Genomic DNA, 19,827 nt, shown 5'->3' on the forward strand with positions numbered 1-19,827 from the left:
TCATGAATCTAACAAGAACATGACGAGAAGATGACTAATTTATTCATGTTTTCAAAGAACAAACCAGGACTCAGACCGGCGGGAGTGGACGAAAGCGCCGGTTTCGCCCATGAGGCGCCGCATAACGTAGTCAAAAGACATGTGAGCCGAGGAACCCATGCACATCGCCCGTACCCTTGCGGAACTGCGCGCGGCCCGTGCTGGCCACGCTGGTCCTCTGGCCCTCGTTCCGACCATGGGTGCGCTGCATGACGGGCATCTCGCGCTGGTGCGCGCCGCGCGCGCCGCCGGGGGTGCGGTCGCCGCCTCGATTTTCGTCAACCCGACACAGTTCGGTCCCAATGAGGATTTCGGCCGCTATCCGCGCGATCCCGATGCCGATTGCGCGATGCTGGAAGCGGCAGGCTGCGACCTCGTCTGGCTGCCGACGGTCGACATCATGTATCCGCCGGATGGGGCGACCATGATCGACGTCGCCGGTCCCGCCTTATTGTGGGAAGGCGCCGCGCGGCCCGGCCATTTTCGCGGAGTCGCAACCGTGGTCGCCAAGCTGTTCGGCCAAATGCGGCCCGATTCTGCCTATTTCGGTGAAAAAGACTGGCAACAAATCCAGGTGATCCACCGGATGGCGGAAGATCTTCTGCTGCCGGTCGCGATCGTCGCGGTGCCGACACGGCGCGAGGCGGACGGCCTCGCCATGTCGTCGCGCAACCGCTACCTCACCCCGGAAGACCGTGCGCGGGCGCCGGATCTGTTCGCGACCTTGTGCCGCGCGCGCGATGAGCTGCGCGCCGGCGCTGCTATCGAAGCGACACTCGCCGCCGGGCGCGAAACCCTCGCGCGCGCCGGCTTCGCGGTGGATTATCTTGCCTTGGTCGCGCCCGAGTCGCTGGCACCGCTCAATGCCCGCGCGGGAGCGGCCCGGCTGATCGCGGCGGCGCGGCTCGGCTCGACGCGTCTGCTCGACAATATCGCGGTCTGAATCGGAAGCCTGCCCGCCGGATTCCCGATCGGACGCTAACGGAAATTTTACTCTGAACCTTCATAATCGCCGCTGAACCTCTCAAGGTCCGAATGGAGCGATGCGTGTGAGCATGACGGAATACCCAAAAATGGCGCCGCCCGATACGTTGCCGCCCGAGGCGGCGAGCCGCCTCGGGGAGCGGCGGAGCCGTGCCGCCCTGCGCCGGATCGCCGCGGGCGAACAGCGCAAGCGGGCCACGCGCATCGCCGAAGCCCTGCACGACGGATCGTTTTGCCTGCGCTATTTGCCACGACTCAGGCTTGGCGCGGCCGGTCAAACGCCTGCTGGCCTCCTGGAGGGCGCGGAACTCTGGATCGGCCTGCCGAACCGAAAGCGGGGTCTGGTCGCCGTGGCGCCTTTCCTGCGCGGCCTGGAGCGCCAGGGGCCGCGTGCCGATATGCTGCGCTTCAGCCTCGCCGCCGCCACCGCCGAGGTTGCGACATGGCCGGGGACATGGCGGGTCGCCGTGCCCGTGACGGGACGAACCCTGACCGACGGTGCGGTGCTCGATGCCGTGCTGGAAGCTCTCGATACCGCATCCATCGCTCCCTGGCGCATCGAGTTGCAGATCGACGAGACCGAACTCATCGACGGCGGCACGCCGCTCAATCACACGATCGGCGATCTGCGCGCGGCCGGACTTGGCGTCACGCTCGATGGATTCGGCGCGACCTTCGGCGGCCTCGCCTTATTGTCCCGCCTGCCGCTCTCCGGTCTCAAGCTCGATCGCCGGCTCGCCCGCGTCGGCGAGCCGGACGACGATGCCGCCGATGAAGCCACCTTGATTCGGGCTTCGGCCGAAATCGCCCACCGGCACGGTTTGACCGTGACGATCGACGGGATCGAAACCGAAGCCGAACTGCAACGGGCGCGCCGGCTTGGCGTCGATTTCGTTCAGGGACCATGGATCGGAGCGGCGATGCCTGCCGAAACACTCCGCGTGCGGGCACGATCCCAAGGCTGATCCACAACCCGCTTCCCGGCGCCGGACGATCTTGCCCGGCGCACCGATCCGGGCCAGACCACCCGGATGACTGAAGACGAGATTGCAACCGGTTCTCGTGCAAATGCCGCGGACGCCGCGATCCTGGATCTGGCGCGGGAGCGCGGCTGCGGCAAATCGATCTCTCCCGCCGAAGCGGCACGCCGCCTCGCGGAACATGACGGCAATGCCGGCGCCACCGATGCCTGGCGGCGCCATATGCCCGCTATCCGCCGCGCCGCGCTGCGCCTTGCGCAATCCGGGACAATCGACATTTTGCGCAAAGGCAAGGTGATCCCGCCCGAGGCCGCGCGCGGGGTCATCCGGTTGCGGTTGCGCGAAATCATGGAGGAACGCCGATGAGCGTGGGGATGCTGCCTCTGTTGCTGAGCCTGATCTTTCCCGCATGCGGCAAGGCTGGAGCGCAAGGGGTCAAACCGCCCGGCATCGTCGATTTCAACCATCTCGTCCTGCCGAAATCGCCGAACAAGGCGCTGGCAGCACCCGTCGGTTTCACGCCGAACCCCGATCTGACCACCCCGCGCTACAAGGTGCCGCCGGATGTGCTGTTCGCCGAAATCGCTTCCGTGGCCGCCGCCGAACCCCGCACCTACGAACTCGATTCCTACCCGGCACAGTTCCAGGCCGCCTGGGTGGTTCGCACGCCGGTCGCGAATTTCCCGGATGTGGTCGAGGCCGCGGTGCGGCCGGACGGCGCCGATGGCAGCGCGCTCATTCTCTATTCGCACTCGATCTACGGCTATTCCGATTTCGGGGTGAACCAGGCGCGGGTAAAATCCTGGCTCGCCGCGATCGAAGCGAAACTGATCAGGATCACGCCATGAAGTTTCTGAATAACGCCCGCCTCGCCCTTGCCGATGCCTGGCGGCTCGCGAAACCGTATTTCAGCTCCGAGGAAAAATGGATCGCCTGGGGGCTGCTCGCGGCGATCATCGGGCTCAATCTCTTCGCGGTCTATCTGAACGTCCTTTACACCTACTGGTATCGCGTCGCTTACGACGCGCTGCAGGTCAAGGACGCGCCGAAGTTCTGGGAAGCGATGTTCACCTATCGGTTCGTCAAGGGCTATCCCTGGTTCGTGCCGGGATTTTCCGAATGGGCCGCCATCAACATCACCGTTCTGGTCTATGCGTTCTACCTCAATCAGATGCTGGAAATCCGCTGGCGCCGCTGGATCACCAATCGCTTCGTGCAGGATTGGCTCGACCGGCGCGCCTATTACGAAATCAGCCTGAAGGCCGAGGCCGGCAGCCCGCTCGACAACCCGGATCAGCGGATCGCCGACGATCTGCGCAGTTTCGTCTCGAACAACCTGTCGCTCGGCATCAACTTCATCGCCAATATCGTCAATCTGTTCAGCTTCATTTTCGTGCTCTGGTTCCTGGTGCCGCCGCTGCACACGTTCGGCGTGACCATCCCCGGCTATCTCGTCTGGGCCGCGATCATCTATTCGATCGTCGGCACCTATTTCACCCATGTCATCGGCTGGCGCCTGATTCCGCTGAACTTCCAGCAGCAGCAGGTCGATGCCGATTTCCGCTTCAACCTGATGCGGGTGCGCGAGAATACCGAACAGATCGCGCTCTATGGCGGCGAGGCCGAAGAGGCACTGGGGCTTGGACAGCGCTTCCACGCGATCTATCTCAATTGGTGGAAGATCATGAAGCGCACCAAGGCGCTGAATTTCTTCACCGTCGGCTTTACCCAGATCGCGATCATCTTCCCGTTCATGGTCGCCGCTCCCGGCTATTTCACCGGCGTCTTCACGCTTGGCGTGATGATGCAGGTCAGCAATATTTTCGGCAACGTGCAAAGCGCCTTTTCCTGGTTCGTCGGGGCCTATCCGCAGCTCGTGACCTGGCGTGCGACGGTTCAACGTCTCGACGGCTTCGAACGGGCGGTGATGTCCGCCCAGGCGCGCGATGCGGCTATGCCGGTTGGAACCGCACCGGCACCGGGCGGCGGCCTGCTTGCCGAGGATCTGGCGATCGACCTGCCGGATGGGCGGCGCCTGTTCAGCCAGCCGCATCTGCACATCGCGCCGGGCGAACCGGTCGCGATCACCGGTCCGTCAGGCGCCGGCAAATCCACCCTGTTCCGTGCGCTTGCCGGGATCTGGCCGTTCGGTCACGGCCGCGTCACCCGACCGGCCGGCCAATTGATGTTCCTGCCGCAGAAACCCTATTTTCCGCTGGGCTCGCTGAAACGCGCCGTCGCCTATCCGCGCCAGGAACATGAAATCGCCGACGACGCCGTGCGCGCCGCCCTGGCCGATGTCGGCCTCGCGCAGCTCGCCGCACGGCTCGAACAGGTCGACAACTGGACTCTGCGGCTCTCCGGCGGCGAACAGCAACGTCTTGCCCTGGCCCGCGTGCTGATCGTCCAGCCGGATTGGCTGTTCCTCGACGAGGCTTTATCGGCGCTCGACGAACCGGCGGCACGCTCTTTGTTCGCCATGCTCCGCACGCGCCTGCCCGGCACCCAGTTCGTCTCGATCGCCCACCATGAAAGCGTGATCGATCTGCATCCGCGCCGGACGCGCCTCGCCCAAGGGGACGGCGGCGTCATGCGTCTCGTCCCCGAGGCCGAGCCGGTGCCCGGCGAATGAACCCGATCGCCATTTTCGGGCATCGCGGGGCGCGCGGACTGCTGCCCGAGAACACGCTCGAAGGCTTCGCCTGTGCCCACGCAATCGGCCTGACCGGCGTGGAATTCGATGTCGGGCTAAGCGAAGACGGAATTGCCGCGGTGCATCACGATCCACGCCCAAACCCGGATATCGCCCGCGCCGCCGACGGCATTTACGTCGGCAAGGATGCACCTCTGCTGCGCGACCTGCCCTATGCCCGGATCGCGCAATACGATGTCGGACGATTGCGCCCAGGATCGGACTATGAGGCGCGCTACCCCGATCAACGACCGATTGACGGCGCGCACATCCCCAGCCTCGATGCCGCTCTCGGCGCTCTCGCCGGGCTCGATCTCCTGATCGAGGTGAAAACCTTCCCCGACCGCCCGGACGACACGGCAGCGCCGGAAGCGATGGCCGCTTCGGTCATCGCCTCTCTCCGCCGGAACGGCGCACTGGAAGATGCCGTGCTGTTCGCCTTCGACTGGCGGGTACTGCGGGTGGCGGCGGCGCTGGAACCACGCTTGCGCCGCTGTTGCCTGAGCGCGCCGGATACCGTCGCCGAAGGCCGTTTATGGCTCGACGGCGCCGATCTAGGCCAGTTCGACGGCAGGCTGCCGCGTGCCGTTGCCGCCACGGGGGCCGCGTGCTGGGCGCCGTTTCATGCCAGCCTCGATCAGGCCGATCTGGCCGAGGCGCAGTCGCTCGGCCTCCGCGTTCTGCCCTGGACGGTCAATACGCCCGAGGCGTTTGAGCGGATGATCGCGCTTGGCGTGGACGGGATGATTTCCGATCGGCCGGATCTGGCCCGAAGCGCCGTCGAAGCCGTGGGGGGGATTGTTGCCTGCCCAGGCTTCGTCCGATCCTTCGGGGCAAGCATAGGCATCTGAATCCCAGAAATTCGCTCGGCGCGCGGCATGAAACAGGAATTGCCGCAAGGCCGGCGCCCGCCAGCCGGCTTCACCCACCAGAATATCGATCGGCGCGAACAACTCATGAGCGTGCGCGATGTTATGCACGGCGAACTCGTGGAATTGCTTGGGTTTGAGCGCATAGAGCACCCGCATGTCGCGCACCGGCAAGGCGATCGCCGTCTCCGGCGCGCGATCGAACGACCCGATGGTCCGCCAGCGCGGCGTGTCGTCGTGCTCCGCGACCGCGCGGCGCAGCCACACCGACGGACAGGTCACCAGCAGAGAGTGCAGGCTCGGCGTATAGCGCGAGCGCTTGTCGAGCAGGTTTTGCAGGCTGCCGCACACCTCGATGGCAAACAGATCGACGAACATGTCGCCCGGCGTGCCGCCGAACCAGAGCCAGAGTCCGTCCGGGAAAGTGCGCATGCGTGCGGCGCCCGGTATTTTGAGCGACGGCGCATCGTTTTCCTGCGATGGTCCAGGCCGGGCCTTGAGCCAGACCCCCTGCCCCCGCGCATCCGCCTGTTCCAGGCCCGGCGGCGTTTGCGGCCAGGCCCGGATTCTTTCGCGCACGAAACCGTCCAACGTCTGAAAATTCATCATTTTTGATCCATTTTTGCGCGAGCGTGGAAGAAAAGACTACCTTAGGTAGTATTCTGCAATCGGTTTTGCTTGGCAAGGCGAATCCGCACATCATCTCTCGATTTCATGAACAAATGGTCAGAAAAGTGATCGCCGGATTATGCGGCCATGTATCGCCAGCTCGATCGGGTCGAATGGCGGAATTGCGGAATGCGCGGTGAAATGTGCAGAGAGGCTATGCGTGGGGATGCGGCCATGAGTGCGAAATGGGCATGCGGCTCAAGTTCCGGCGAACCGGAAAGCCCCCGCCAGTCGATCAGGTCTCATTCGTGGATGAGGATCGCTTCGCGTTCTGACCACCAATGCCGTAGGTATTGAGGAAAATCCTGACCGAACCATCCACGATCCGATCGATTTCCTCAGTTGACGGCGTCATTTTGATGCGGAGTCTACAGAGAAAGGCCAGCCGGGTCTGGCACAGCGCAAAGAACTGCTCGGCGGCGAATTCGGGGTCGGGGACATTCATCCGGTCACGCCTGACCTGTTCCCGCAGCCCATCGGCAAGATAATGGATCGCCCGCGCCGGGCCAGCCTCGAAAAAGGAAAGGGCAATGTCGGGAAATTTCTCCGCCTCGGCAATCACCACCCGATAGATCGTGATGCCGATGTCGGACAGCAGCAGGTGCAGCATCCGGCGGGCGATGCGTGCCAGCATTTCGGCAGGTTCTTCTTCGGCATCCGGTGCCTGAAAGATCAAATGGAGGTTTTTCGCGCATTCCTCCTCGACATAGGCGCTGAACAACTCCGCCTTGCCGGGAAAGTAGTTGTAAAGCGTCCCTTTCGAGACCCCTGCCTCCAGCGCGATACGCGACATACTCGCCCCCCCGTATCCGTCTCGCGCGAAAACCACGCTGGCGCCCCGCAGGATCTGGGCCGCTTTTTGGGGAGAGAGACGTTCAGACATCGGCATGAGCGCCTTGAGGCAGAGATTTGTGCATTGACAGTCAGCCTACGCTGGGTATGTATAACCCGTCAATGACCGAACGGTTCGGTCATACCAGTAAGGCGCCCATGATGGACGATGACGGCCGGCGAAACCGTGACCTTGCGATGGGCGAGGATGATCGGAACGAATCCGGTGCCCGGCAGAGTCGAGTCCCCAATGATGCGGTCGCCGCCATCACGCCGCCCCGGTCAAAACGGCCCTTCGTCGTTCTGGCGATCGTTCTGCTCGCCCTGGTCGTGGCTGGTATCGTCTATTGGCTGCATGCGCGCCAATTCGCGACGACCACCGATGCCGAGATCGACGGCGCGATCCATCGCATCGCGCCGCGTATTTCGGGGCAGGTCGAGGCGGTTCTGGTGCACCAGAATCAGCACGTGGCGAAAGGCCAGCTTCTGGTCCGGCTCAATGCCGGTACCGAAATCGTCGCGCTGGACCGCGCCCGTGCCCAGCGCGCGCAGGCAGTGGCGGATGTGGGCACACGGAACGCGGATGTCGCGCAGGCAGAGGCGAATGTCGCGGTCGCCAGGGCCAATCTGTTCAAGGCCCAGCGCGACGCGGCGCGCTATGCGCGGGTCAATCCCCAGGCGGTCACCCGCACCGCGCTGGACGCGGCGACCGCCGACCTGCGCGCGACCGAGGCGCGCCTCGATGCCGCGAAACAGCAGGTCACCGGCGCCGAAGCCGGGCTGGTCGCGGCCAAGGCGGCCCTTAAAGCAACGGATGTCGCGGTCGAGAACGCCAAGCTCCAGCTTTCCTACACGTCGATCCGCGCCCCTGCTTCGGGCTATATCGCGGAACGCTCGGTGCGTACCGGCAATGTCGTCGCCGCGGGCTCTGGATTGATGGCGCTGGTCGGCGACCGGCTCTGGGTGACCGCGAACTACAAGGAGACGGAGCTTGGCCACATCCATCCCGGTCAGCACGTGCGAGTCTATATCGATGCGGTCCCCGGTGTTGCGTTCCACGCCAGGGTCGCCAGCATTCAGCGCGGCACCGGCAGCGTGTTTTCGCTGCTGCCGGCCCAGAACGCGACCGGCAATTACGTGAAAATCGTGCAGCGTGTGCCGGTGCGGATCATTTTCGACGACCACCGCATCGGCAAATACCTGCTGGCGCCGGGCATGTCGGCCGAGCCCTTTATCCGCATTGCGTCAAAATGAGCCTGCTCTATGCGTCCCGGCCCAACCCGCCGCGCTCCGCGGCGGGACCGTACAACCCATGGCTGATCGTCGCGATGATCGCGCTCGCCCCGTTCATGGAGGTGCTCGATACCACCATCGCCAATGTAGCACTCACCCACATCGCTGGTTCGCTTGCAGTCAGCCCTGAGGAAAGCACCTGGGTTCTGACCTCCTATCTGGTCTCCAACAGCATCATCCTGCCGATCACCGGCTGGCTGCAGGGCGTGGTCGGCCGCAAGCGACTGTTCCTGATCTGCATCGCGCTGTTCACCGCGAGTTCGGTGCTGTGCGCCTTCTCGGCCTCGCTGACCATGCTGATCGTCGCGCGCGTGCTCCAGGGCCTGGGCGGCGGCGGGCTGCAGCCGGTCACCCAATCGATGTATGCCGACAGTTTCCCGCAGGAAAAACGCGCCCAAGTCTTCGCGGTGTTCGGCCTGGTGATCATCGTCGCCCCGGCGGTCGGGCCGATCCTGGGTGGCTGGATCACCGATCATCTCTCCTGGCACTGGGTGTTCCTGATCAACCTTCCAATCGGACTGATCGCCTTCACCCTGATCGCGATTTTCGTCGATGAACCAATGCTGCTGGTGCGCGAGCGGGCGGCGAAGCTCAAGGCAGGGTTGAAATTCGACTATTTCGGTCTTTTCCTGGTCGCGACCGGCTTCGGCGCGCTGCAGATCTTCCTCGACAAATTCTCGCTGGATGATGGGTTCGGCAGTTTCTTCATCCGAACCCTGTTCGTGGTCTGGAGCGTGTCGCTCGTAACCTTGGCGGTTTGGGAGTGGGACCATCCCGAGCCGGTGATGAACGTCAGGTTGTTCCGATATCGGAATTTTTCCATCTCGTGCATGATCATGTTCCTGATCGGCGTCATCCTGCTCAGCACCACCCAGTTGCTGCCGCAGCTGACCCAGACCCTGCTGGGCTATTCGTCCGAAACCTCGGGCTTCGCGCTCGCGCTCGGCGGGATCGCCACGATCGGTCTGATGCCGGTGGCCGGCATCGTGACCGGGCGGTTCATTTCGCCCCGTGTTCTGTTGATCGGCGGCCTGATCGAGACCGGCCTCGCGCTCATCTTCCAGTCGCATCTCGCGCCGGATGCGTCCTTCGCGACGATTTCGTTCGACCGGGTGCTCCAGGTGATCGCCCTGCCCTTCCTGTTCATCCCGATTTCCGCCCTGTCCTATGTCGGTCTGCCGCCGGCGCGCAACGCCGACGCCTCGGCGCTGATCAATCAGGTGCGCAACATCGGTGGCAGTATCGGCATTTCCTTCGTCACCACCATGCTCGCCTGGCGCACCCAGTTCCATCATTCAAGGCTTGCCGAAGCGATCACACCGTATGTCAGCCTTCACGGCCAGACCCTTTCCGAGGTGGCCGCGGATGTGCAACATCAGGCAGCATTCATGAGCTATCTCGATCTGTTCCATATTCTTGGCATGACCGCGTTGCTGGTCTGGCCGGTGGTTCTTTTTCTTGGCGCGCCTGCCAAGGCAGCCAAAGGAGTATCCTATGAGGTTTGACCGATTCCGCCCGGACCGGCGACACCGCTTGCGTCAGGCGACAGCCCTTGGCGCGAGCCTCACTTTGGCTTTGGGGCTCGGCGGCTGCGAACTCGGCCCGAATTTCCACAACCCCCACCCGCGCACGGCAGCCTCGTTCCTTGCCAACCGCCCGGCGCTCACCGCGCCGGACACGGTCAGCCAGGGCAAAGTCGATCTCGCCTGGTGGAACAGTTTCGGCGACCCCAGCCTGACCAGTCTTGAGCACGATGCGATCGCCCAAAACCTCGACGTGCGGATCGCGACCCAGCGCCTCGCCGAAGCGCAGGCGCAAGCCGAGATCGAAGGTGCCGCGCTTTATCCGAACCTGGATTTCGCCGGCTCGTTCACCCGCGAGGGACCGAGCAAGAAAGGCGTGTTCACCGCTCTCGGCGGCAGCGGCTCGAACACCAGCACGAGCACCAATGCCGGCCAGACCGCGAACGGCGCCGGCGGCACCTCGGGCGGCGGCGGCATCCCCGGCTCGGCGATCCGGCCGTTCAACCTGTTCCAGTATGGTTTCTCCTCGGTGTTCGACTTCGATCTCTGGGGCAAAAACCGCCGCGCGCTGGAAGCCGCCCTCGCCGCCGCCCAGGCATCGGGCGATGCCCGCCGCGCGGTGCTGCTGAATACCGAGGCCGAAGTCGCGCAGGACTACATCGATCTGCGCGCCGAGCAGACGGTTCTGGCCATCACCAGGGACAATCTCGCCAGCGCCAATCATATCGCCGGCCTGACGGCGGAACGCGAACAGGCCGGTCTCGCCAATGCGCTCGATGTCGCGGATGCGCGTGCCCAGGCCGCCTCGGTCAAGTCGCAGATCCCCGCCCTGCGCACCCGCATCGATTATCTGATCAACCAGCTCAGCCTGCTGCTCGGCCGCGGACCGGAGGCGCTCCGTGCCGAGCTGATCGCCCCCGGCGCGGTGCCACCGGTGCCGCCGGTGGTGCCGATCGGCTTGCCGTCACAACTGCTTCAGCGCCGGCCCGACATCCGCGAGGCGAGCGCGAAGCTGCACGAAGCGACCGCCGAAATCGGCGTGGCGAAGGCGGATTTCTTCCCCGATCTTTCGCTGTCGGGCTCGGTCTCGTTGCAGGCGCTGCAATTCTCCAACCTGAACCAGCTCGCCGCCGTCACCTACGCGATCGGGCCGCAGATCACCATGCCGATCTTCGAAGGCGGCAAGCTCAACGGCCAGCTCCATCTGCGCAAGGCGGAACAGAAACAGGCCGCGATCACCTATGCGAAAACGGTTCTGACCGCGTTCCATCAGGTCGATAATGCCCTCACCGCCTACGATCAGGAGCAGAACACGCTGGCCGCGCTGAAGACCGACGTGGCGGAGAGCAAGCGCGCGCTCGGCCTCGCCCAGCAACGCTACCGGGAGGGCCTGGCCGATTATCTCCAGGTGCTGACCGCCCAGCAATCGGAACTGCGTGCCACCCAATCCGAGGCGCAGAGCCTCGCGAAAATCTCGACCGACCTGGTCACGCTCTATCAGGCGCTCGGCGGCGGTTGGGAGCAGACCTATCCCGCCAAAACCACGGTCGCCGCGCGGTAATCGCGCGGCCGTCGGGTCGCACACCGCCTGGAAGTCGCTCGTTCTTTTTTTGTTCTTGACACTCGCGCGGTTTGCCGCTTGAGTGTTCACGAACATAACATGAACATTCGAACGCTCATCCCCCGCAATACCCGCCCGGACCAGCGCGGCACCAGACTCGAACCGGCCAATCGGTTCGAACGCGAAAGCCGCGACGCCTTCGATGACGGCTGGGAAACCCTGGCCGAGGATGCGCCGCCACCCGAGACCGTGCTGATCCGGGATTCGAGCCGCAGCATCATCAGCCGGAACGACAGCCCCGATCTCGGGTTCGATCGCGGGCTCAACCCGTATCGCGGTTGCGAGCACGGCTGCATCTATTGCTACGCGCGGCCGACCCACGCCTATCTCGGCTTCTCGCCCGGCCTCGATTTCGAGACCAAGCTGGTTTTCAAGCCGGAAGCCGCGGTACTTCTGGAACGCGAATTGTCGCGCAAATCCTATACGCCGGCGCCGATCGTGCTCGGCTCCAACACCGATCCGTACCAGCCGGTCGAGCGGCAACTGAAGCTCACCCGCGCGGTGCTGGAGGTGCTGGACCGATTCAACCACCCGGTATCGATCATCACCAAATCGGCCGGCGTCCTGCGCGATGCCGACATTCTCGCGCGAATGGCGTCGCGCAACCTCGCCCGCGTCCATCTGTCGATCACCACGCTCGACCCGCGTCTCGCCCGCACCATGGAGCCGCGTGCGGCGAGCCCGGCGCGGCGCCTCGCCGCGGTCGCGGGGCTCGCTTCCGCCGGAATTCCGGCCGGGGTTCTGGCCGCGCCGATGATCCCTGGCCTGAACGATGCGGAACTCGAACGGATACTCGAAGCCGCCTCCCGCGCCGGTGCACGCAGCGCGGGTGCGGTCCTGCTGCGCCTGCCTTACGAACTCGGCGACCTGTTCACCGACTGGCTGCACCGCACCGTGCCGGATCGCGCGGCGCACGTGCTCAGCCTTATCCGTCAGACCCGCGCGGGCGCCTTGAACGATCCCAATTTCGGCTCGCGGTTCAGGGGCACCGGACCCTATGCCGCATTGCTCGCATCGCGTTTCCGCCGCGCGGCGCGGCAATACGGGCTGGATGCCGCGCAGCCCGCGCTCGATTGCACCGCTTTCGCGCGTCCGGGCCAAACCATCCGCCCGGACGCGCAATTGTCTCTCTTCTAGCCTATTCCGCCGCCGCCGGAGCCGGTGCGGACGGCACGATGGTGCGCCAGGGCCGGAAGAACACGATGCCCGCGACAAGGCCGCCAATTCCGACCAGATTGGTGATCGTATTGAAGGTGGTGATCGCGTAGAGCGCCATGGCGAACAGGAAAATCGCACTCGCCGCAGGGAACAGGCAGAACGCGATCCAGCGCCATACCGATTCCTTGTAGATGTCGCGCAGCATCCAGGCCGCGACCAGCCCGGCCAGCCCGTAATAATAGGCAACCTGAATGCCAATCGCATTCACCGAATCGGTGATGATCGTGTTGATCGTCGGCATCAGCGACGACACCCAGAGCACCACGAGTCCCACGCCGATCAGCAGGTACATCGCCCGCACCGGGGTTTCGGTGCGCTGATCGACGGCGCCGAACGCGGTCGGCATCGCGCCATCCCGCCCCATCGCGAACAAGGTGCGGGAGAATTGCAGCATCGTGGTCTCGAGTGTCGCGATCGACGACAAAATCACCGCGACGGAGGCGATCAGCCCCCCGGTACGGCCAAGCCCGGACGCGACCGCGATGTTATAGACGATGTTGTCACTGTATCCCTGCGCCGCCTTGGTCGTAAACAGCAGAAGGGCGGCGAGCGTGAAGGCAACATAATAAACGATGGTCACGAACACGCTGCCAAATCCGCCATTGCCGGCGTTGGTCTCGGCATCCTTGGTTTCTTCCGACAGGTTCGCCGTGACATCCCAGCCCCAATAGAAGAAAATCACCACCAGCGCGGTCGCGGCGAATCCTCCGGCCGTGTAATGAAAGCCGAACCAGGACCACGAGAAATGGTTCACCGAGCCATGCAGCCCGACATGGACGAAGGCGGCGATCGCCACGACCGCGAGGATCACCAGCTCGATCGTGCTCATCACCATCTGGATTTTGCTGGTCAGCTTGATGCCGGCGATCAGCACGAAAGCGATCAGCAGGAACCAGAATGTCGCCACACCTGTGGTAATGACCACGCTCTTGGTCAAGGCCGGGGCGATGAAATTCAGGGTCGATGTGGCGATCGGCAGGCTGCCGGTGACCATGAACACCATCGAGGCGACAAGCAGCGCCCAACCCGAGAAATAGCCGAAAAATTTGCCGAATACCCGACTCGTCCAATCGTAGGCCGCACCCGCATTGACCATTCGCTTGGTCAGCGCCTTGTAGGCCACCGCGATGCCCAGCATCGGTATGGCGAAAATGATCAGGCTGCCCGGTGAGAGCAGCCCGGCCGCGCCGATCAGCGCCGCCGTGGTGACCGCGATGGTGTAGCCCGGCGCGCTGCCGGCAATGCCCATCACGATCGATTCGATGAAAGAGAGCGAATTCGCCCTCAGCTCCGTTCGCATTGTTTGCTCCTATACGGTTGAACGTTCCTGGCGCCGCACGGTTCTTGTTATTGCCCCCATGCACAGGTCATCGCGATCATCCTGGATTCCCCTCGGGAATCTGGCAGGTGATGCAATGGATATTGCCACCGCCGAGCAGGATCTCGCGCGCCGGCAGCATGACGATGTCGCGGCCCGGAAAATTGCGCGCCAGCACGGCGCGGGCCGCGTCATCGGTCTCGGTGCCAAAACCGGGTGCGATAACCGCCCCGTTGGCGATGTAGAAATTGACATACGATGCGGCGAGCCTGGCGCCCTCGGCGCGGTTCATCCCCTTGCCCGTCGAGACGACACCGGCCGATTCTTCTTGAGTGATGACCATTTTTGACGGCATCGGCAGTTTTTCGATCGTCAACCGCCGCCCGCGCGCATCCGTCGCGGCATCGAGCCGGGCCGCCGCCGCGCGCGAAACCGTGTAATGCGGGTCGTCCGGGTCGTCGCACCAGGCGAGCAATACCCGGCCAGGAGCCGCGAAACAGGCGAGATTGTCGATATGTCCGCCGGTTTCATCCTCGGGAATGCCGGGGCCGAGCCAGATGACCGCCTGAACGCCGAGATAATCGCCGAGCCAGCGCTCCATCGCCGCTTTGGTTACTGCTGGATTGCGCGCCGGATCGAGCAGGCAAGGTTCGGTGACCAGCGCGGTGCCTTCACCATCGGCATGGATCGCACCGCCCTCCAGCACGCAGGGCGCGCGATAACGCCGGACATCAAGCGCTTCGCACAATTGCCGGGCCAGCGCGTCGTCCTTGTCCCACGGCGCATAGAGCCCGTGCTCGTGTCCACCCCAGGCGTTGAACGGAAAATCCACCGCCCGCACGCGGCGATTGGCATCGGCCACGAACACGGGGCCAACATCGCGTGCCCAGGAATCGTCGGTCTCGATCGCGAGCAGACGAACCTCGTGCGGCAACGCCGCGCGCGCCGCATCCATCAGCCGCTCCGACACGATCATCGTCACCGTCTCGTAACGCGCGATCGCAGCGGCCACCGCGGCGAAAGCCGCCTGCGCCGGGCGCGCACCGTCCCGCCAGTTATCCGGCCGTTCCGGCCAGATCATTGCGCAGCCCGCGTGACGCTCCCATTCCGCCGGCATCCGAAACCCGTCGATGCGCGGCGTGGTCGTCATCGCGGCTCAGCCTTCGCCGCGTGTCGATGCACGCCGTCATAACTCCCAAGCACATCGTAGAGTTCCGGTCTGCGATCGCGGAACACCCCCCAGGACGCCCGCGCCGCCGCGATTCCGCCGAGATCGACTCGCGCGGTCAGCACGGCATCGCCGTCGCGGCCGGCCTCAGCCAATTTACCGCCGAACTGATCGGCAATGAAGGAACTGCCGTAGAAACTGATCGACGTGCCGTGCGCCCCCGGCTCGATGCCGGTGCGATTCGCCGCGATCAGCGGCATCAGGTTCGCCCCGGCATGGCCTTGCATCACGCGCTGCCAGTGATCGCGCGAATCGAGCGCCGCATCCTGCGGTTCGGAGCCGATCGCGGTCGGATAGAGCAGAATTTCCGCTCCCATCAGCGCCATCGCTCGCGCGGCTTCGGGAAACCACTGATCCCAGCAAATACCGACGCCGATGCGCGCATATGCCGTGTTCCAGACCTTGAATCCGGTATCGCCCGGCGAAAAATAGAATTTCTCGGTATAGCCGGGGCCGTCGGGAATATGCGATTTGCGATAGACGCCCAGAACCGCGCCATCCGCGTCGACGATCGCGATCGAGTTGAAAAAACTCTGGCCCGCGCGCTCGAAAAACGACACAGGCACCACGATTCCGCACTCGGCCGCGATTTTGCGGAACCGCGCGACCGCCGGATTGGCGTCGGCCGTCGTCGCGAGCCGGAAATGATCGGCGATCTGATCCTGACAGAAATACCGCGTCTCGAATAATTCCGGCAGCAGGATAATCCTGGCTCCCGCGGCGGCGGCCTGCCGCACCAACGTCTCGGCATGATCGAGGTTCGCCGCGCGATCCGGCCCGCAGCTCATCTGGATCGCGGCAAGAACAATATCGCTCGCCATATCAGGCATTTTTCAGATAGGCGTCGTATTCGACATCGGAAATCCGGCGCCGGAACTCTGCGATCTCCTGGCGCTTGCAGGACGCGAAGATCGACTGGAATTTTTCGCCGAAAATCGTGCTCGCCCGCGCGGAATTGGCGAACCGATCCGCTGCCGTGCTCCAGGCGATCGGCAGTTTCGGCGCCGCCGCGCCGGTCTTGTCGCCAAGCGTCTCGGGTCCCGGATCGGCCTCGGTCTCAATCCCGTCGAGGATCGCGCCGAGCAAGGCGGCAAAAGCCAGATACGGGTTGCAATCGGCTCCGGCGACGCGATGCTCCAGCCGCGCCGCGCGCGGCTCCGCGTTGATCACGCGGATCGCCGACATCCGGTTATCGTGCCCCCAATCGCCGAATACCGGCGCATGAGTTCCGGGTGCGAAACGGCGAAACGAATTGGCGTGCGGCGCAAAGATCAGCATCGTCTCCGGCATCGCGGCGACCAGCCCGCCGAGCGCGTGGTACAGCGCGGCACTCGGGCGTGCCGCATCGCCGGTGAATATGTTGGCCCCGTCGCGGCCGAGCACCGACATATGGACATGCATCCCGCTGCCGGCCCAGTTGCCGAACGGCTTGGCCATGAATGTCGCGCACAGGCCATGTTTGCGCGCGATCTGCTTGACCGCGCGCTTGAACAGCACGGCATCGTCGGCAATGCGCAGAGCATCCGGCGCATAACGCAAAGTTACTTCGAACTGGCCGGGACCGTTCTCGCTGATCAGGGTATCCAGCGCGATGGACTGCGCCTCCGCCGCGCGCAGCAGATCGCGCAGGATCGCCTCGTAATCGTGGATTTCCCACAACCCCATCGTGTCGGTCTGCCAGCCGCGCCAGAAGCTTTCATCCGCCCCGCGCGGCGCGATGCGCTGCCCGCCGGCCCGGTTCGGATCGACCAGATAGAATTCCAGTTCGACTCCCAGCGCCGGGGTCAGTCCGCGCGCCGCGAACCGTTCGAGCACGCGCGCGAGCACGCCGCGCGGATCGGCATAGAACAGCGAGCCATCGGCCTCACGCATGGTCAGCAGCGCCTGAACCGCCTCGCCCTCGGCCCAGTGCATCTTGGCGATGCTGTGCGGCACCGCGATGCACAGCCCGTCGGGGTCGCCGGTATCGAAGGCGATGCCGCCCTCGACGATATCACGCCCCCAGATATCGAGCAGATAGGCCGAGCGCGGAATCGCGATTCCCGTGCCGAGCAGCGCATCGGCCTTGTCGCGCTGCAGCCATTTGCCGCGCGGCACGCCGTTCACGTCGATGATGAAGGCTTCGATCAGTTCGCTTTCGGCGAGCAGCGCGCGCCGGGCTTCGGTGGTCGCGATCGCATCCATGGCGTTCACCTCACGCCATTTCGGCACGCACGGCATCGTAGGTCGCCTCGATGGCGCGCGTCGCACGGGCGACCATCTCGTCGATCTCGGCTTCGGAGATAGTCAGCGGCGGCGAGAACACCATGGTGTCGCGCACCGCGCGCATCACCAGGTTATTGGCGAAGCAATGGTCGCGGCAGATCGTGCCGACCCGGCCGCGCTTCTCGAAAAACCGCCGCGTGCGCTTATCGGATGTCAGTTCGATCGCGCCGATCAGCCCGATATGCCGGATTTCACCCACCATCGGGTGATCGCCAAGTGCGGCATCGAGTTTTGCCCGCAGCACGTCGCCCATTCGCGCCGCGCGTTCCGGCAGTTTCTCGTTCTCCAGAATATCGAGATTGGCGAGCGCCACCGCACAGGCGACCGGATGCCCCGAATAGGTGAAACCGTGATAGAATTCGCCGGTCTCGTTGATCAGCACGTCGGCCACGCGATCGCCCACCAGCACGGCGGAGAGCGGAATATAACCCGATGTTATTCCCTTCGCGAGCGTCATCAGATCGGGCGTGATGCCGAAGGTCTCGGCGCCGAACATCCGCCCGGTGCGGCCGAAACCGCAGATCACCTCGTCGGCAATCAGCAGAATATCGTTCTCGCGGCAGATGCGGTTGATCTCGGGCCAGTAGGTTTCGGGTGGGATGAGCACGCCGCCGGCGCCCTGGATCGGCTCGCCGATGAAGGCGGCAATGTTGTCCGCGCCGATCTCCTTGATCTTCGTCTCAAGCTGCTTCGCCGCGTAAAGCCCGAACTCCTCCGGGCTCATCTGTCCGCCATAGCCATACCAGTAGGGCGGCATGACATGGTCGAAATCGGGAAGCCTCGCGCCCTGACGATGCATGTCCACCATGCCGCCGGCCGCGGCGCCCAGCGTGGTCGAGCCGTGATAGCCGTATTCGCGGCCGACGATCACCCGCTTCTCCGGCTTTCCCTTGGTGATCCAGTAGGTCCGCGCCATCCGCAGCGCGGTGTCCACCGCCTCGGAACCGGAACAGGCGAAGAATGCGTGGTTGAGATCGCCCGGCGCCATCGCGGTCAGGCGCTCGGCGAGCGCGATCACCGGGCGCGTCGCGGTTTTGAAAAACGTATTGTAGAACGGCAAGCTTTGCATCTGCCGCGTCGCCGCGTCGATCAGTTCGCGCCGGCCATACCCTACAGCGACGCACCACAGCCCCGCCATGCCGTCGAGGATGCGATTTCCCCGGTCGTCGGTCAGGAACACCCCGTCGGCACCGGTGATGATGCGGATCTTTTCCTGATGCAGTGTCTTGTGGTCGGAAAACGGGTGCAGATGGTACGCGGCATCAGCCGCCTGCCAGTCAAAAGTCGCGATATCGTCAAGCATGAAAAAAACTCCGATGTCAGAGCGAAACTGCGGCACGACATGCCGCAAGGCTGCAACGATCAGGAGCGATGCGGCGGGCTGTAGCCGATCCGCGCGCAGAGCAGAAGCAACTCGGCATGCAGGTCATGGATCGCGCAAATGGCGCGAACATGCGCCTTCCGGGACTGAAAATCCCCGCGCCGGCCCAGCTCAAACCTGTTGCTTATCCCCAACATCACCGATCAGTCTATCGAAATCCAGCGACCGGTTCAACAAAAATCGAAGCCTTCACCGATCGGTCTCAGAAACTCGGCGGGGTATTCGCACTGATCACCTCGCAAATCTCGTCGAACGGGTTGCGAAATCTGTGCGGAATCTGGCTTTTGAAGTAATAGGCATCGCCGGTGTCGAGGGCGCGCTCCTGATCGCCCACGGTCACCAGAAGCCGCCCGCGCACCACGACGCCCGCCTCCTCGCCAGCATGGCGCAGCATCGCTTCGCCGGTATCGGCACCCGGCCGATAGGTTTCGTGCAGCATCTGCAATGCGCGGTCCTTCAGCCGCTTGCCGACCATGCGGAACGATATCCGCTCCTCGAAGGCGATTTCGGTCAGGCCGGTCGCCTCGAAAAACACATCCTCGGGAGCCGCGAGATCGAGGGTGAAGAATTCGGCGAGTGACATCGGAATGCCGTCGAGAATCTTCTTGAGCGACGAAATCGACGGGCTCACCCGATTCTGCTCGATCAGCGAGATCGCGCCATTGGTCACCCCGGCCCGCCGGGCCAATTCCCGCTGCGTCAGGCCGAAGACCTGGCGCATCTGCTTCAGCCTCGCCCCGACCCCGGCACCATCCTCGCGCGCGATCGGGATTTCCGCGTCCATCGCTTCCCTAAGCTGCGTTGAGGAGTTGATCTGTGGGGAGGAGGGTTTCGCCGATTGCCTCGGCGACGGCGGGATGGGCGATGCGGCCCTCGGCGACGTTCAGCCCGGCGCGCAGATGGGCATCCTCGCGCA

18 protein-coding genes are annotated in these 19,827 nt (G+C 64.2%); 11 read left to right on the forward strand and 7 right to left on the reverse strand.

Annotated elements, in window-relative coordinates:
- Positions 1–157: 157 nt before the first annotated feature.
- From panC to L2A60_RS07840, 7 genes are all read left to right on the forward strand, one after another.
- Positions 158–982: a pantoate--beta-alanine ligase gene (gene panC / locus L2A60_RS07810; RefSeq protein ID WP_235703814.1), complete on the forward strand. Its 825-nt coding sequence runs from the start codon at positions 158–160 to the stop codon at positions 980–982.
- A gap of 112 nt (positions 983–1,094) precedes the next feature.
- On the forward strand, positions 1,095–1,988 hold the full coding sequence (locus tag L2A60_RS07815; RefSeq protein ID WP_235703833.1) for an EAL domain-containing protein: 894 nt from the start codon (positions 1,095–1,097) through the stop codon (positions 1,986–1,988).
- Between the two features lie 66 nt (positions 1,989–2,054).
- Positions 2,055–2,369, forward strand: coding sequence for a DUF3253 domain-containing protein (locus tag L2A60_RS07820; protein WP_235703815.1), 315 nt, complete (start codon positions 2,055–2,057; stop codon positions 2,367–2,369).
- Complete coding sequence (locus L2A60_RS07825) at positions 2,366–2,851, forward strand: DUF1499 domain-containing protein (protein WP_235703816.1); 486 nt, start codon at positions 2,366–2,368, stop codon at positions 2,849–2,851. The genes L2A60_RS07820 and L2A60_RS07825 overlap by 4 nt, the downstream gene beginning before the upstream one ends.
- Entirely contained in the window at positions 2,848–4,635 is a 1,788-nt protein-coding gene (locus L2A60_RS07830; RefSeq protein ID WP_235703817.1) for an ABC transporter ATP-binding protein/permease, read from the forward strand. The genes L2A60_RS07825 and L2A60_RS07830 overlap by 4 nt, the downstream gene beginning before the upstream one ends.
- The gene (locus L2A60_RS07835) at positions 4,632–5,546 is read left to right on the forward strand and encodes a glycerophosphodiester phosphodiesterase family protein (RefSeq protein ID WP_235703818.1); all 915 of its coding nucleotides are present in this window, start codon (positions 4,632–4,634) and stop codon (positions 5,544–5,546) included. Before L2A60_RS07830 ends, L2A60_RS07835 begins: the two co-directional genes overlap by 4 nt.
- 175 nt (positions 5,547–5,721) lie before the next feature.
- Positions 5,722–5,874, forward strand: a complete 153-nt coding sequence (locus L2A60_RS07840) for a hypothetical protein (protein ID WP_235703819.1) — start codon at positions 5,722–5,724, stop codon at positions 5,872–5,874.
- Positions 5,875–6,468: 594 nt separating this feature from the next.
- Here L2A60_RS07840 and L2A60_RS07845 read toward each other — a convergent pair.
- Positions 6,469–7,122, reverse strand: a complete 654-nt coding sequence (locus L2A60_RS07845; protein ID WP_329603561.1) for a TetR/AcrR family transcriptional regulator — start codon at positions 7,120–7,122, stop codon at positions 6,469–6,471.
- Positions 7,123–7,226: 104 nt separating this feature from the next.
- On the opposite strand from L2A60_RS07845, the gene L2A60_RS07850 reads away from it, so the two are divergent.
- From L2A60_RS07850 to L2A60_RS07865, 4 genes are all read left to right on the forward strand, one after another.
- A complete protein-coding gene (locus L2A60_RS07850; RefSeq protein ID WP_235703821.1) occupies positions 7,227–8,318 on the forward strand; it encodes an HlyD family secretion protein in 1,092 nt (363 codons plus the stop codon).
- Entirely contained in the window at positions 8,315–9,862 is a 1,548-nt protein-coding gene (locus L2A60_RS07855; protein ID WP_235703822.1) for a DHA2 family efflux MFS transporter permease subunit, read from the forward strand. The genes L2A60_RS07850 and L2A60_RS07855 overlap by 4 nt, the downstream gene beginning before the upstream one ends.
- A complete protein-coding gene (locus L2A60_RS07860; protein ID WP_235703823.1) occupies positions 9,852–11,441 on the forward strand; it encodes an efflux transporter outer membrane subunit in 1,590 nt (529 codons plus the stop codon). The genes L2A60_RS07855 and L2A60_RS07860 overlap by 11 nt, the downstream gene beginning before the upstream one ends.
- Before the next feature lie 105 nt (positions 11,442–11,546).
- Positions 11,547–12,638, forward strand: a complete 1,092-nt coding sequence (locus L2A60_RS07865; RefSeq protein WP_235703834.1) for a PA0069 family radical SAM protein — start codon at positions 11,547–11,549, stop codon at positions 12,636–12,638.
- A 1-nt stretch (position 12,639) separates the two neighbouring features.
- Here the strand turns inward: L2A60_RS07865 and L2A60_RS07870 are convergent, their stop codons facing one another.
- From L2A60_RS07870 to L2A60_RS07895, 6 genes are all read right to left on the reverse strand, one after another.
- Positions 12,640–14,019, reverse strand: a complete 1,380-nt coding sequence (locus L2A60_RS07870) for an APC family permease (RefSeq protein WP_235703824.1) — start codon at positions 14,017–14,019, stop codon at positions 12,640–12,642.
- Between the two features lie 76 nt (positions 14,020–14,095).
- Complete coding sequence (gene aguA, locus L2A60_RS07875; RefSeq protein ID WP_235703825.1) at positions 14,096–15,187, reverse strand: agmatine deiminase; 1,092 nt, start codon at positions 15,185–15,187, stop codon at positions 14,096–14,098.
- Complete coding sequence (aguB, locus tag L2A60_RS07880) at positions 15,184–16,086, reverse strand: N-carbamoylputrescine amidase (protein WP_235703826.1); 903 nt, start codon at positions 16,084–16,086, stop codon at positions 15,184–15,186. The genes aguA and aguB overlap by 4 nt, the downstream gene beginning before the upstream one ends.
- Position 16,087: 1 nt before the next feature.
- A complete protein-coding gene (locus tag L2A60_RS07885) occupies positions 16,088–17,449 on the reverse strand; it encodes a glutamine synthetase family protein (protein WP_235703827.1) in 1,362 nt (453 codons plus the stop codon).
- Positions 17,450–17,459: 10 nt separating this feature from the next.
- Positions 17,460–18,833: an aspartate aminotransferase family protein gene (locus tag L2A60_RS07890; RefSeq protein ID WP_235703828.1), complete on the reverse strand. Its 1,374-nt coding sequence runs from the start codon at positions 18,831–18,833 to the stop codon at positions 17,460–17,462.
- Positions 18,834–19,113: 280 nt separating this feature from the next.
- Complete coding sequence (locus tag L2A60_RS07895; RefSeq protein WP_235703829.1) at positions 19,114–19,695, reverse strand: cupin domain-containing protein; 582 nt, start codon at positions 19,693–19,695, stop codon at positions 19,114–19,116.
- Positions 19,696–19,827: the final 132 nt, after the last annotated feature.

Origin of the sequence: Acidiphilium iwatense (assembly GCF_021556475.1) — a bacterium.
GTDB lineage: Bacteria > Pseudomonadota > Alphaproteobacteria > Acetobacterales > Acetobacteraceae > Acidiphilium > Acidiphilium iwatense.

Coding starts and splice junctions, on each gene's coding strand:
- L2A60_RS07840 (WP_235703819.1), top strand. CDS start 5,722: ATGTCGCGCACCGGCAAGGCGATCGCCGTCTCCGGCGCGCGATCGAAC.
- L2A60_RS07850 (WP_235703821.1), top strand. CDS start 7,227: ATGGACGATGACGGCCGGCGAAACCGTGACCTTGCGATGGGCGAGGAT.
- L2A60_RS07870 (WP_235703824.1), bottom strand. CDS start 14,019: ATGCGAACGGAGCTGAGGGCGAATTCGCTCTCTTTCATCGAATCGATC.
- L2A60_RS07815 (WP_235703833.1), top strand. CDS start 1,095: ATGACGGAATACCCAAAAATGGCGCCGCCCGATACGTTGCCGCCCGAG.
- L2A60_RS07860 (WP_235703823.1), top strand. CDS start 9,852: ATGAGGTTTGACCGATTCCGCCCGGACCGGCGACACCGCTTGCGTCAG.
- L2A60_RS07830 (WP_235703817.1), top strand. CDS start 2,848: ATGAAGTTTCTGAATAACGCCCGCCTCGCCCTTGCCGATGCCTGGCGG.
- L2A60_RS07835 (WP_235703818.1), top strand. CDS start 4,632: ATGAACCCGATCGCCATTTTCGGGCATCGCGGGGCGCGCGGACTGCTG.
- L2A60_RS07845 (WP_329603561.1), bottom strand. CDS start 7,122: ATGCCGATGTCTGAACGTCTCTCTCCCCAAAAAGCGGCCCAGATCCTG.
- panC (WP_235703814.1), top strand. CDS start 158: ATGCACATCGCCCGTACCCTTGCGGAACTGCGCGCGGCCCGTGCTGGC.
- aguB (WP_235703826.1), bottom strand. CDS start 16,086: ATGGCGAGCGATATTGTTCTTGCCGCGATCCAGATGAGCTGCGGGCCG.
- aguA (WP_235703825.1), bottom strand. CDS start 15,187: ATGACGACCACGCCGCGCATCGACGGGTTTCGGATGCCGGCGGAATGG.
- L2A60_RS07825 (WP_235703816.1), top strand. CDS start 2,366: ATGAGCGTGGGGATGCTGCCTCTGTTGCTGAGCCTGATCTTTCCCGCA.
- L2A60_RS07855 (WP_235703822.1), top strand. CDS start 8,315: ATGAGCCTGCTCTATGCGTCCCGGCCCAACCCGCCGCGCTCCGCGGCG.
- L2A60_RS07890 (WP_235703828.1), bottom strand. CDS start 18,833: ATGCTTGACGATATCGCGACTTTTGACTGGCAGGCGGCTGATGCCGCG.
- L2A60_RS07895 (WP_235703829.1), bottom strand. CDS start 19,695: ATGGACGCGGAAATCCCGATCGCGCGCGAGGATGGTGCCGGGGTCGGG.
- L2A60_RS07885 (WP_235703827.1), bottom strand. CDS start 17,449: ATGGATGCGATCGCGACCACCGAAGCCCGGCGCGCGCTGCTCGCCGAA.
- L2A60_RS07820 (WP_235703815.1), top strand. CDS start 2,055: ATGACTGAAGACGAGATTGCAACCGGTTCTCGTGCAAATGCCGCGGAC.